At 62.3% G+C, this 12440-nt stretch carries 16 protein-coding genes; 10 read left to right on the forward strand and 6 right to left on the reverse strand.

The window, feature by feature from the left end:
- The first annotated feature begins 158 nt into the window (after positions 1 to 158).
- Positions 159 to 1319, forward strand: coding sequence for a LuxR C-terminal-related transcriptional regulator (locus tag FJV77_RS00320; RefSeq protein ID WP_142864897.1), 1161 nt, complete (start codon positions 159 to 161; stop codon positions 1317 to 1319).
- 17 nt (positions 1320 to 1336) lie between these two features.
- Here FJV77_RS00320 and FJV77_RS00325 read toward each other — a convergent pair whose 3' ends face one another.
- A complete protein-coding gene (locus FJV77_RS00325; RefSeq protein WP_142864898.1) occupies positions 1337 to 1825 on the reverse strand; it encodes a GNAT family N-acetyltransferase in 489 nt (162 codons plus the stop codon).
- Between the two features lie 3 nt (positions 1826 to 1828).
- Complete coding sequence (gene gatB, locus FJV77_RS00330) at positions 1829 to 3328, reverse strand: Asp-tRNA(Asn)/Glu-tRNA(Gln) amidotransferase subunit GatB (RefSeq protein ID WP_142864899.1); 1500 nt, start codon at positions 3326 to 3328, stop codon at positions 1829 to 1831.
- A gap of 281 nt (positions 3329 to 3609) precedes the next feature.
- On the opposite strand from gatB, the gene FJV77_RS00340 reads away from it, so the two are divergent.
- Entirely contained in the window at positions 3610 to 3867 is a 258-nt protein-coding gene (locus FJV77_RS00340) for a YjhX family toxin (RefSeq protein WP_142864900.1), read from the forward strand.
- A 49-nt stretch (positions 3868 to 3916) separates the two neighbouring features.
- On the opposite strand, the gene FJV77_RS00345 is transcribed toward FJV77_RS00340, so the two are convergent.
- Positions 3917 to 4348 (reverse strand): CBS domain-containing protein, encoded by a 432-nt coding sequence (locus FJV77_RS00345; RefSeq protein ID WP_142864901.1) that lies wholly within the window; start codon positions 4346 to 4348, stop codon positions 3917 to 3919.
- A gap of 110 nt (positions 4349 to 4458) precedes the next feature.
- Positions 4459 to 5226: a rhomboid family intramembrane serine protease gene (locus tag FJV77_RS00350; protein ID WP_142864902.1), complete on the reverse strand. Its 768-nt coding sequence runs from the start codon at positions 5224 to 5226 to the stop codon at positions 4459 to 4461.
- Between the two features lie 263 nt (positions 5227 to 5489).
- Here FJV77_RS00350 and FJV77_RS00355 point away from each other — a divergent pair, with 263 nt between their 5' ends.
- The 7 genes from FJV77_RS00355 (at position 5490) to FJV77_RS00385 (ending at position 10490) form a co-directional block, all read left to right on the forward strand.
- Positions 5490 to 6572, forward strand: coding sequence for an exo-alpha-sialidase (locus tag FJV77_RS00355; RefSeq protein WP_142864903.1), 1083 nt, complete (start codon positions 5490 to 5492; stop codon positions 6570 to 6572).
- 5 nt (positions 6573 to 6577) lie between these two features.
- On the forward strand, positions 6578 to 6871 hold the full coding sequence (locus FJV77_RS00360; RefSeq protein ID WP_142864904.1) for a MoaD/ThiS family protein: 294 nt from the start codon (positions 6578 to 6580) through the stop codon (positions 6869 to 6871).
- A gap of 76 nt (positions 6872 to 6947) precedes the next feature.
- Entirely contained in the window at positions 6948 to 7223 is a 276-nt protein-coding gene (locus FJV77_RS00365; protein ID WP_142864905.1) for a hypothetical protein, read from the forward strand.
- Between the two features lie 117 nt (positions 7224 to 7340).
- Positions 7341 to 7979 carry a PAS domain-containing protein gene (locus tag FJV77_RS00370; RefSeq protein ID WP_142864906.1) on the forward strand — a complete coding sequence of 213 codons (639 nt, stop codon included), beginning with the start codon at positions 7341 to 7343 and terminating at the stop codon, positions 7977 to 7979.
- A 168-nt stretch (positions 7980 to 8147) separates the two neighbouring features.
- On the forward strand, positions 8148 to 8765 hold the full coding sequence (locus FJV77_RS00375) for a PilZ domain-containing protein (protein WP_142864907.1): 618 nt from the start codon (positions 8148 to 8150) through the stop codon (positions 8763 to 8765).
- Positions 8766 to 9058: 293 nt separating this feature from the next.
- Positions 9059 to 9667, forward strand: a complete 609-nt coding sequence (locus tag FJV77_RS00380; protein ID WP_142864908.1) for a transglutaminase-like cysteine peptidase — start codon at positions 9059 to 9061, stop codon at positions 9665 to 9667.
- 262 nt (positions 9668 to 9929) lie between these two features.
- Positions 9930 to 10490, forward strand: coding sequence for an ankyrin repeat domain-containing protein (locus tag FJV77_RS00385; RefSeq protein WP_142864909.1), 561 nt, complete (start codon positions 9930 to 9932; stop codon positions 10488 to 10490).
- Between the two features lie 46 nt (positions 10491 to 10536).
- On the opposite strand, the gene FJV77_RS00390 is transcribed toward FJV77_RS00385, so the two are convergent.
- Positions 10537 to 11064 carry a gamma carbonic anhydrase family protein gene (locus tag FJV77_RS00390; RefSeq protein WP_142864910.1) on the reverse strand — a complete coding sequence of 176 codons (528 nt, stop codon included), beginning with the start codon at positions 11062 to 11064 and terminating at the stop codon, positions 10537 to 10539.
- Between the two features lie 106 nt (positions 11065 to 11170).
- Positions 11171 to 11539 carry a hypothetical protein gene (locus FJV77_RS00395; protein ID WP_142864911.1) on the reverse strand — a complete coding sequence of 123 codons (369 nt, stop codon included), beginning with the start codon at positions 11537 to 11539 and terminating at the stop codon, positions 11171 to 11173.
- A 115-nt stretch (positions 11540 to 11654) separates the two neighbouring features.
- Between FJV77_RS00395 and FJV77_RS00400 the strand changes: the two genes are divergently transcribed.
- Positions 11655 to 12380, forward strand: a complete 726-nt coding sequence (locus tag FJV77_RS00400) for a hypothetical protein (protein ID WP_142864912.1) — start codon at positions 11655 to 11657, stop codon at positions 12378 to 12380.
- The last annotated feature ends 60 nt before the right edge of the window (positions 12381 to 12440 follow it).

Here is a 12440-nt window from a genome sequence, read left to right on the forward strand (position 1 = left end):
GCGGTCATTCAGGGTTATATCGGCTGGTCTGATAGCGATAACACACCAAAACGTCGCTGTGAGATGTTTCACAGACGCGGCGTTCCCGGCAATGTTGTGTTACCTCAGGCAGAGATAATGTGTGACCCGGCACTACGCTGCGATGCAAACGAGGCTCTATGTCTATCCAGCCCAACATCAACGGTCGCGCTCTGCCGCAGATCGTGGAGGCAATTTACGATTCGATTGCCGATGTCGGCCGGTGGCAGTCGACCCTTGAATCTATCTGCAAATTGGCGATCGGCCGGCTTGCCATGTTGGCGGTCGTCGACACATCAAGCAATTCGGCGCGGTTTTCGATGTGTTGCGGCGACCCGGCCCTGCTCGAGCCGCTGCAGCGCGACTATGCCTCCGAAGTGCCGTTCTTCAAGGCGCTGCCGAAGATGGACATCGACATGCCGTTCACGGTCGATAGCATCTATGCGCTGCAAGGCCCCGACGCGCGGCAGAACTGGATCGAAAGCCGCATCGTACGTGAGTGGGTGGAACCCAACCGTCTGGACGATTTCTTCTGGGTGGCGCTGATAAAGCAGCCTACTCGCACCGGCACGATGATGGTGGTGACCGACAAGGACAGGCCCCAAATTTCGGCCAGGGATCTCGACCTGATTTCGACGCTCGCACCTCATGTGCGGCGCGCGGTGACCATCGGCGACCTGTTCGAGGCCGAGCGGCGCAAGGCCGACATCTTTGCCTCGATCGTCGAGAGCCTCGACCATCCGGTGCTAATCGTCGCTGACGACATGCAGATCATCTTCGCCAATCCGGCAGCCGAAGCGCTGCTCGCGCAAAACACCTCCGTGACCTCGGTGCGGGGCCAGCTTTCGTTCGCCTATGGCAACGCCGACGCCGCTATCGGCCGCGCCGTCGAGCTCGGCACGCGCAACGAGTTCGCGCTCGGGCCGTCCGGCATAAACATCCCCCTGGTCCGGTCGATGGTTCCGGCGGTGGCGCATGTCATGCCGCTGGCGCGGCGCGACATTTCGGCTCGCATGTCGCAACGCGCCGCCGCCGCCATCTTCATCGCCGCCGCCGGCGCAGCCCCGGTGCCGGCGCTGGAGGCGATCGCCGCACTGTTTGGACTGACCGCGGCCGAAAAGCGCGTCGCCGGCCATGTCGCGACCGGCCTGACACGCCGCGAAATCGCCGCCGCCAGCGGCATCTCGGACGGCACCATCAAGTCGCAACTGGCGACGATCTTCGACAAGACCTCCACCGGCGACCAGCGCGAGCTCCAACTCTTGATGCGCGAATTGACACCGCCGCTGCGCTCGGCCTGACACGCGCCGTCAGCTATCTATCCCAGCGGCTTCTCAAAGATCAGCGCCGGCAATCCCCAACCGCCGCCGCAATCGCCGGCGCTGCCGGCCGGCAAGAATCCCTTCGAACGGTAGAAGGCAATGGCCGGCGCGTTGGCCTCTTCCACCTCGACGCGCAAGGTGTTTGCCTCGGGAAAGCTGGCCTCGACCTCGTCCAGCAAGGCCTGGCCGATGCCTTGCCGCTGGCAGGCGGGCAGGACATAGAGCTGATTCAACAGCACGATCTTCGCATCCGTCGTAGCGGCGGCGAAAGCCATGCCGCCGATGCGCTTGCCGTCATCGGCGACCAGGAATTCTGAATTCGGCCTTATCAGCCGCGCCTTGAGCGAGGCGATTGAATGCCAGTCGTCGGTGATTTCTCGCACCCGCTCAGTGCCGTAGATAGCGTCGTAGGTCGCATGCCAGGTTTCGACCAGCAGCGCGCGGATGGCGGCAAGGTCGCGCTCGCTGGCGGTGCGGACGAACATGACCTACTCGATGCCGAGCTTGGCCTTGACCAGGTCGTTGACCGCCTGCGGGTTGGCCTTGCCGCCGGTCGCTTTCATCACCTGGCCGACGAACCAGCCGGCCATGGTCGGCTTGGCGCGCGCCTGTTCAACCTTGTCGGGGTTCGCGGCGATCACCTCGTCGACCGCCTTCTCGATGGCGCCGGTGTCGGTGACCTGCTTCATGCCGCGGTTTTCGACCAGCTGACGCGGATCGCCGCCCTCGTTCCAGACGATCTCGAACAGATCCTTGGCGATCTTGCCGGAGATGGTGCCTTCCTTGATCAGGTCGATTACGGCACCGAGCTGCTCCGGCGAAACCGGAGCATTTTCAATGTCTTTGCCGGCCTTGTTGAGCTGGCCGAGCAAATCGTTGATCACCCAGTTGGCGGCAAGCTTGCCGTCGCGCCCGGAGGCCACCTGCTCGAAATAATCGGCGATCGGCTTTTCCGACACCAGGATCGAGGCGTCATAGGTCGACAGCCCGAGCGAAGAGACCAGCCGCGCCTTCTTGTCGTCGGGCAGTTCCGGCAGTCCTTTGGCCAAAGCATCGATATAGGCCTTGTCGAATTCCAACGGCAAAAGATCGGGATCGGGGAAATAGCGGTAGTCATGCGCCTCTTCCTTCGAACGCATCGAGCGCGTCTCGCCCTTGACCGCATCGTACAGCCGCGTTTCCTGCTCGATCTTGCCGCCGTCCTCCAGGATGGCGATCTGGCGGCGCGCCTCATAGTCGATGGCCTGGCCGATGAAGCGGATCGAGTTCATGTTCTTGATCTCGCAGCGCGTGCCGAACTCGCCGCCGGGCCGGCGTACCGAGACATTGACGTCGGCGCGCATCGAGCCTTCGTCCATGTTGCCGTCGCAGGTGCCGAGATAGCGCATGATGGTGCGCAGCTTGGTGACATAGGCCTTTGCCTCGTCCCCGGAACGCAGGTCAGGCTTGGAGACGATCTCCATCAGCGCCACGCCCGATCGGTTGAGGTCGACATAGGACATGGTCGGATGCTGGTCGTGCATCGACTTGCCGGCATCCTGCTCCAGGTGCAGCCGCTCTATCCCGACCTCGATGTCCTCGAATTCGCCCTGGCGGTCGGGGCCGACAGAAACGATCACCGTGCCCTCGCCGACGATCGGCTGCTTGAACTGCGAGATCTGGTAGCCCTGCGGCAGATCCGGATAGAAATAGTTCTTCCGGTCGAAAACCGACTTGTGGTTGATCTGCGCCTTCAGCCCGAGACCGGTGCGGATCGCCTGCTTGACGCATTCCTCGTTGATCACCGGCAGCATGCCCGGCATGGCCGCATCGACCAGGCTGACATTGGCGTTGGGGGCCGCACCGAAAGCGGTCGAAGCGCCGGAAAACAATTTTGCTTCCGAGATGACCTGCGCGTGCACTTCGAGACCAATGATGATCTCCCAATCACCGGTGGCGCCGGGGATCAGGCGCTTGGCGTCGGGCGTGCGGGTGTCGATGAGGGTCATGGTGGCCTGCGAATTGGAAACTTTGGAATATGCGCGAACGCATATTTGGATGTGAAACTTCGCTAGTGCAAACCGCCAAAAGAGACAAGGCCAAAGCCGCAGTCTGGCCTTTTCAGCCGCTTTCGCCTATAGGACGCCATCCTAATGGAGAGTGGATGTCCACTTACGCTCAGTCCCGGTAAGGCCCTGACCTCGTAGCGAGGCAGGGCAAGAAGACCTGAAACCCCGTGCCGCGAAGGTTCGCGGCGGCGGCATTTTTCGTTTTCCCGGGAACTTCTCCAATGGACATTTCGCGCACTGAACAGCGCATCCTGCACCTGCTCGCGCAGGGCGGGCGCATCGAAATTGAAAAGAACGATAAGAAACGCATCGCCAACGTCAAATGCATGACGCGAGACGGCTGGCACTATCCAGGCGTCGACCTCGATCTGTTTCGGAAACTGAGGCGGAGGAAGGCGGTTTCGTCTTGCGATGGCGGCCCCTACCGCATCACAAGGCGCGGACTGCAACTCGTCCGCTCCGAACTCGACAACCGATAGTGTAAAATACCGTCGGCCGGCCTTCCGGTCGACGGTTTTCTTTGTCGGGTCAAGCCGTTGCGATATAGGCCCGGATCTCTTCAGCCTCGCGCTCGACATCCTCGATACGGCGCTTGACTACGTCGCCGATCGACACGATGCCGTTGAGCAGCCCATCCTTCTCCACCGGCAGATGGCGGAAGCGGCCTTTGGTCATGATCTCCATGACTTCGTTGACGGTGTGGTTTTCGTTGCAGATCTTCACCTTCGGCGTCATCGCCGAACGCACCGCGATATCGAGTGCAGCCGCGCCTTCCTTGGCGAGAACCCTCACCACGTCCCGCTCGGAAAGAATGCCGACGATCTTGTGATCGCCATTGGTTATGACCAGCGCGCCAATCTTGTGTTCGGTCAGAAGGCGAATGGCTTCGCTCAGCTTTTCATTCGGCCCGAGCGTGAACACGTCATGGCCTTTTTTCTCGAGAATTGCCTTAACCGTCATGGCGTCCTCCTCCTCCTGCTTGGCTAGCCAGCTCCCCCTGACCGGCTTCACATAAGAGTGAACATCGTGCGCCGTGAACGGTTGCATTTCAAGTGTGCCAATGGGGTGCGCTAGTCGGGGGTGTGCTGGTCGTCGGCGATTTCCCATTCAGGCGCCTGCCGGCGCCGGTCGAACCAGCGCAATCCGAAGAAGCCGGCGACAAGGCCGCCAATATGCGCCTCCCAGGCGATCTGGCCGGGCGCGCCGAGCCCGAGACCGTAAAGGCCGGTGGCGAGATTGATGATCATCCAGGCGCCGAGAAAATTGACGACGCCGCGCATGCGCAGAATGATTGCGATCGGCAGCACCGGGCCTGCAAAGGCAGCCCTGCCGGACGAGCGGTCGGTACGGAACCCGAAACGCGCCGCCGCACCCATCATGCCCGATATCGCTCCGGAGGCGCCGACCAGCGGCGCTTCGCCGTATGGATGCACAGCCCAGAACAGCACCACCGCGGCCAATCCGGAGGCGGCGAAAAACAATGCGAACCAGAACCAGCCGAGACGGTTGGCCAGCGGCGAACCGAAGGCGGCCAGCGCAACCATATTGATGGCAATGTGGGCAAGGCCGCCATGCATGAAGGCATAGGTGAAAGGACGGGTGAAGAGGAACCAGTCGAAGCCGTATTGGCCGGTGTAGAGGACGGGAATGAAGGCCCCGTCGGTGAGCAATGTTATCTGCTGGTCCTCGGTCAGCACATATTGCTGCAGCAGGAACACGGCGACGCAAATGCCAATAACCGCCAGCACCACCGGTGGCAGGTTGAACACCGGCTCGCGGCGCGGCGGCGGCGCCTCTTCGGTCTGTTCGGTTTCGGCGGGGCCTATCGGTTCGCTCATTCACGTGGGTCCAGGGATTCGTTCCGCGAGCTTTAGAGCAAGGACGCTTCGGTTGAAACTGGCCTGCATCCTCTGACACCTCTCCAGCGCGGCGTCAGGTGATGACAGCACAGATCGCACTGTCCCCGATGCCAGGGCCAGGGAGGCGGCAGATCTTCTCACCTTGGCCTCGACGGGCTTAGACTGAGAAAAAATCGTTGACCCTGTCGGCTGGGCCCGCGCTCCGCCGTCCTTGATGAAAGGGACGCAATCGGGAGGAGAAAATGCCAGAGAAAATCCTCGTGCTCATCGGCACGAAAAAGGGCGCCTTCATCGCCGAGAGCGATGGCAAGCGCGGGTCGTGGAAGCTGCGCGGTCCGTTCTGCGAGCACTGGCCGATGAACCATGTCGTCGGCGACCCCGAGACCGGGGCGATCTACGGCGCCGGCGGCAACGAATGGTTCGGTCCGGCGGTCTGGAAGTCGGACGACCTTGGCCAGACCTGGACGCATTCCAGCGAGGGCTTGGCCTATGCGCCTGGCGAGGAACCGATCAAGGCGGTGTGGAGCCTCGCCAGGCGCAACGGCAGCCTCTACGCCGGCGTGCAGCCGGCCGGCCTGTTTCGCTCCGACGACGGCGGGGCCACCTGGAGCCACATCGAGGGCCTGCAGCATCACCCAAGCCGCAAGGACTGGAACCCAGGAGGCGCAGGCCTCATCCTCCATTCCATCGTCACGCACCCCAGAGACGAGGAGCAAATCTGGGTGGGCATCTCGTCCGCAGGCGTGTTCTACACCTGGGACGGCGGCAAGACGTGGGAGCCGCGCAATCGTGGCACCCGCGCCGACTTCCTGCCCGAAGGACAGAACTATCCAGAATTCGGCCAGTGCGTACACTGCCTTGTGATGGCGCCCGGCAAGCCCGACCGGCTCTACCAGCAGAACCATTGCGGCATGTACCGCTCCGACGATGGCGGCAAGAACTGGCAGAGCATCGAGAAGGGCCTTCCGTCGACCTTCGGTTTTCCCGCGGCCACGCATCCGCGCGACGCCGACACGCTCTTCCTTCTGCCGCTCAACGGCGACAGCGCCGGCCGTTACGTGCCTGACGCGAAGGCGGCGGTCTGGAAGACGCAGGATGCGGGAGCCACATGGCTCGACGAGCGCAAGGGTCTGCCGCAGGAGAACTGCTATGCGGGCGTGTTGCGGCAGGCTATGGCGACCGACAGCCTCGAGCCGGCCGGAGTCTATTTCGGCACCAGCGGCGGCTCGCTCTTTGCCAGTGCCAACGAAGGCGAAAACTGGTCGGAGATCGCTCAGCACCTGCCCGCGATTCTGTCCGTCGAGACGATGGTGGTGGGCGAGTAGTGCAAATGTCGAACGACCCCGCCCGCAGTGTGCATCATGTCATCGCGCGGCTCCCGGGCGTGCTCATCGACCTGTTTCCTGGCGCGCCGCGCCGGGTCGAACTGCCGGCCTCGAGCGTGAAGGAAATGATCGACGGGTTGGACGCGCTCTGGCCCGGCATGCGCGACCGGATGTGCGATTCCCGCCCTGCCATCCGCCGCCATATGAACGTTTTCGTCGATGGCGAGAAGGCAACCCTGGAAACCAGGCTCGCGCCCGGCACCGAGGTTTTTATCCTAACGGCAATCAGCGGCGGTTAGGCCAGGGAACAGGTAGCCCACCCTCCCGACGATATCCCTGGCCGCAAGCGAGGGATCAGTTGGAGGGATCCAGCTGGTGGCGGCGCGCTCGATGCTCGCCGGCGGCAGGAAGCTTGGCGTCGAGATCCTCGACCGTTTTCGAGGCGCGCGAATCACCGGGCGCGAATCAAAAAGAAGCCGTCCAAGGTTTCCCTTGAACGGCCGGTCGAGCACCCTGCTCCCCCTAAAACTCTTGACTGAAGTGCTGCCGATCGTCGCGAAACGACCGCTTCTGGAGTGGTTTTGGTGTGCCATGGCGGCCTCGCGCACGCAACGTAAACCACTTGTTAACCTTAACGTCCCCGACCCGTGAACAAGTGTTAACGACGCTGGCACGCATCCTGCGAGGCACCGCATGTAGGTCATCGGAGAGCGCCCTTTCTGTTCACCGATGGGACACCAAAAGACAGATCGCGCGGAGCCGCATATCATGAACCAGAACGGATCAATCACGCTGTTCCAATATTGGAACCGGCTGCGTGATAGGCGCCCTGCCCCGAAGCGATCGGAAGTCGAACCGGCCGACATCAAGGCGCTTTTGGCCGATACATTCATCCTGGAAAGGGACACGCGCGGCGAAGCGGTGTTCCGGCTTGCCGGCACCAGGCTTTGCGCCGGCTATGGCCGCGAGCTCAAGGGCTTTTCCTTCCCGTCGCTGTGGCGCGAAAAGGACCAGCGGCTGGTGTCGCGGCTCATTCACGGCGTCTTCGAGCAGAAATCCGTCGTGCTCATCACCTATGAGGGGTTCAGCCGCAACGGCCGTTCGAACCGCTTCGAACTGCTTGCGCTGCCGCTCGACGGCGGTGTCGAGAACCCGCGCTGCCTCGGCGTCGTCAGCGCCGTCGAAAAGCCGTTCTGGCTGGGCGCAGACCCGATTACCGACGCCTTGATCGATGCCATCCGTGTCATCGATCCCGACAAGGAACCGATGTTCCTGAAAAACCGGCCGGAAATATCCGTTCCTTCGCTGGCTCCTACCGAGCTCGAAGCGCCGGAGACCATGTCGGCGCTCGGTCGGTCGCGACGCATCCGCCACCTCGTCGTCTTCGAGGGAGGGCGTGGCGAATAATGCATATCGCTTGAACGCGTTCAAACACGACGCGCTTTAGGCTCAAATCCAGGCTCCGACCTTAAGTATCGGCGGCCCGCTTTTCCCCTTTGTTAACCTGATTTGCTGTAGCGTTTCAGCGTGAAGTTCCACGCGCGACGCGGGAATGCCAACGGGGTGTAGGCAGTCATGAGGTCAGCGGCGGTCGAATATGCGCCGTCCCGCGCCGAAAGGCGTAATTTTCAGCGCGTCCGGGTCAAGATCTACGGACGGTTCATGCTGGAGGACCGCACCGAACACCCTTGCCAGGTGGTCGACATGTCGCCGGGCAATGTCGCGCTGCGCACCGAGCGCGTCGGCATGCCGGGCGAAAAAGTCATTGCCTATATCGATCATATCGGCCGCATCGAGGGCGTGGTGACGCGCACCTTGCAGGACGGCTTTGCCATGACCGTCATTGCCTCGGACCGCAAGAAGGACAAGCTTGCCGCTCAGCTGACCTGGCTTGCCAACAAGCATGAGCTCGACCTGCCGGAAGATCGCCGCCACGAACGCGTGGCGCCGCGCAACCCGACCAGCGTGCTGCAGCTCACCGATGGGCGCCAGTATCAGTGCCGCATTATCGACCTGTCCCTGTCGGGCGCGGCGGTCGAGATCGACGTCAAGCCGGCGATCGGCATCCAGGTGATGCTTGGAACCATGCGCGGCCAGGTGGTGCGTCATTTCGAGGACGGCGTCGCCATCGAATTCGCTGTCATCCAGCGCCCGGAAACGCTCGATTCCGAGTTCAACGCTCCGCGCGCCTGAACGATCGGCAACATGCAGTAAAAAACGAACCGGCCCTTCGCGGCCGGTTTTTTGTCACCTGGCATTCCGTCTGCTTTTTCTTGCAGCGGTGCGGCACGTCGCAAATCCACGGCTCCGGCCGAAATCCGCGCCCCGACACCGTGGTTTTTGCGCAGAGACCTGAACGATTTTATATTAAAATAGATCAAATTTTACGCTTATTCTATTGGGGTTTTACTCAATGTCTACTTCGGGTTTTTGCGTGAAATAAATCGACCCGTGTCATTGTCTCCTCAAACGGGGAGACTGACCAAATGGCGAAGACGTGGGGCAAGCTGTTGCTCTTGGCAATGGCGATGCAGCTTTCCGCTTGGGGAACGGCGGAAGCAGCGGGGCCGGCCTACATGCACACTGGCGGCCGCACCACACAGCCGGTCGGTCATTACGAATTCTGCCAGAAGCTGCCGCAGGAATGCGCGCAGCGCACACCCAAGCAGGCGCCGGTCGAACTGACCCGCAAGCTGTGGGCGTCGATCGTCAGCATCAACAATTCGGTCAACATCCGGATCGTGCCGCGCACCGACATGGAAATGTGGGGCAAGGAAGAAGTCTGGTCCTACCCCGACAGCGGCTTCGGCGATTGCGAGGACTATGCACTTGAGAAGCGCCGCGAATTGATGGCGCTCGGCGTTCCAGCCGGCAACCTGTTGATGACCGTAGCGCGCCAGCCGAACGGCGACGGCCATGCGGTGCTGACCGTGCGCACCAGCCTCGGTGAGTTCATCCTCGACAATCTGGAGTCCAAGGTGCTGTCCTGGACCGATACCGACTACACTTACCTGAAGCGGCAATCCGACCAGAATTCCGGCGTTTGGGTGACGATCAACGACGGCCGCGCCGACGCGGTTGCCAGCGTCCGTTAGGACGCCGAAACGAGAATCACGTCCGTTAGGACGCCAAACAAGAATCACGTCCGCTCAGGGCGCAACGAGAAAGCCCGGTCGAGTCCCCACCCTCCCCGTCCCCAACGACCGGGTTTTAGGAGCCGGCCCCGTCCCCGGGCCGGCTCCACCATTTCCATCGCAAGGCAGAAGCACAGGCGCACCTGACGATCGCGACACGGCTTTTCACGCACACAAGATCGAAGCACTATATCCCGTTGGTCTCACCCCCTGGACCGTGGCGATGCTCGAAATCCCGGAAGACCGCTGCGAGCGGCACCGCCTGTTCAAGGCGATCGACGACGCCTTCAAGGCCGGCGATTTCGAGGGGCTCGGCGTAGCATTGGGCGGCTCGCACCGCTGGTTCGATGAGCGCATGCCGTTCGAGCTCGGCCTCGGGCATCCGCTGGAATATGCGATTTATTGGAGCCCGGTCGGGTTCATTTCGACTTTGCTGGATGCCGGCTCGGATCCGAATTACCAGGATCACGGCGGGTTTCCGGCAATCATTGCCGCGCTGTCCACCGACCGAACCGACAGGCTGGAAATCGTCAGGGTGCTGATCGACGGCGGCGCCGACCCCAACATGCGGGGCGTGAACGACTGGACGCCGCTTCACTATGCGGTGGCCATCCGCAGTGTCGATGCGATCCGCCTTCTTTTGGCGGCAGGCGCCGACCCGGCGCTCGAAACGCGGATTGATGACTATACGACGCCCCTCGAGGAAGCCGACAATGCCGGCTTTGAGGCCGGCGCTTCATTGCTGCGCGATGCAATGGCCGGGCGCGGCTCCGACAGACGGTGAGTTGGGCGCAATTTACCGCCGGCGACAACGCTTGGCCGGCTGGGCTTTACGTCTCTTTCAGCCCGGCCTTGAACCGCTTGCCGTTGGCGACATAGTGCGCGGCCGAGGCGCGCAGCCTGGCGATCGCGGCTTCGTCCAGCGTCCTGATCACCCGCGCGGGCGAGCCGACGATCAGCGAATTATCGGGGAATTCCTTGCCTTCGGTGACCAGCGCGCCGGCGCCGACCAGTGAGTTCTTGCCGATCCTGGCGCCATTGAGGACGATGGCGCCCATGCCGATCAGGCTGTTGTCGTCGATCGTGCAGCCATGCAGCAGAGCGCGGTGGCCGATGGTGCAGCCCCGGCCGATGGTCAGGGGAAAGCCGGGGTCTGTGTGCATCACCGTATGTTCCTGAACATTGCTGTCGGCGCCGATGACGATCGGCTCATTATCACCGCGGATGACCACGCCGAACCAGAATCCGGCATTGCGGCCGACCTTGATGTCGCCAATCAACGTGGCGTCCGGCGCGATCCAGTTGCTGTCGGCATCCTCGAAACGAGGCGCCTTTCCGTCGATCGCATAGGTCGGCATTTTTCGTCTCCGATTCGTCCTGGGCCGGAAATCTACGGACCCTAAAACAAGCCCGGGAAAATCGCGTAGCGGTTTCTCCTGGGAAAACCGCGTAACAGTTTTCAGTTCAAGACAAATACCGGGCCAGCGATTCCACCAAAAGCTGACCCGCTCCAGGAGAGCCGACGCCCCACGAGGCAATGGCGATCAGAACGATGCCCAGCGCCAGCGCCCAGGCCATCACGGTGCAGCCGCAGGACATCAGCATCAGCGTCGAAATGCGGCCTTCGCGCCGCGCATCCAGCGCATCGTTGGCGAGCATGAACGGCCCGGCGCAAGCGGTCGCGGCCAGCGAGCGCATGACATGTGCCGGCGATACATAGGGCTCGGCAAAGGCCAGCCGGCGGCCGGCCGCCAGTTCCATTACGGATCCGGTAAGCCCGCAGGCGGTGAGCCCGACGGCAAAAGCGAACAGAACGGGCAGCAGCAGGCTCATCTTTACCTTCCGTTTACCATGAAATCGCACAGTCGCACCCGACAGCCGCGTTGCAAGAGCCATGCCGCGGCATGTGTGCCGTCCAAGGACAGGAGCGGCGATTATGGGGATTGCGATGAAGCAGGCAGCGACCGCCGAAGAATTCAACGTCGTCGATTCCGTGCTGATGAAGCGGGTGTTTTATGCCTTTGCGGCACTGGCTTTGTTGTCGCTGGCGATCAGCCTTGGCGGCAAATGGTTCGGCCGCTCGATCGCCATGGCCGGCTATACCGACGACACCACGGTCCATCGGGTGGTGATCGGCAACAATGTCATTGCCGTGCCGGCCAACGCCATCCGCTTCCTGCAGGCGCGCCGCGACGGCATCGCTTCGCGCCTCGACCTCTATCTGCGCTATCCTCAGATGGAAGGTTACAGCGAAGCCGCCCGCGACGACTTCAACCACACGGGAACAGCCAAAAACATCATCTTCCTGTCGTTCGAACCGCAGATGATGTCGCGCGATATGAGCGGCCGTTTCGCACCGATCTACAGCGCGCTGATCAGCCAGCCCGGAACGCCCGGCCCCGGCGGCACGATGATTTACGGCTTCAGCGAAAAATCAGGTTATCTCAACGAGGTGCTTGCGGTTGCCGGCCGCGCCGGCAAGGATCCGTTCGTCGCCCGCTGCCTGAGCGGACCAAGTGCCGAGGAATCGCTGGCGCCCTGCGAGCGCGACATCCAGGTCGGCGACAGCCTCAGCCTGACCTACCGCTTTCCCCGCGAACTTCTGGGCAACTGGCCGACGCTTGACGCGGCAATCGTCGCCGAGGCCACGCGCGTCCTCAAGGCAGCGAGATAGCGACCCTTCGTCATCCACGGGCGGAGCGGGCGCGAAGCGATCGCGCAGACCCGAGGATCC

It is taken from the genome of Mesorhizobium sp. WSM4306, from assembly GCF_007003975.1.
Lineage (GTDB): Bacteria > Pseudomonadota > Alphaproteobacteria > Rhizobiales > Rhizobiaceae > Mesorhizobium.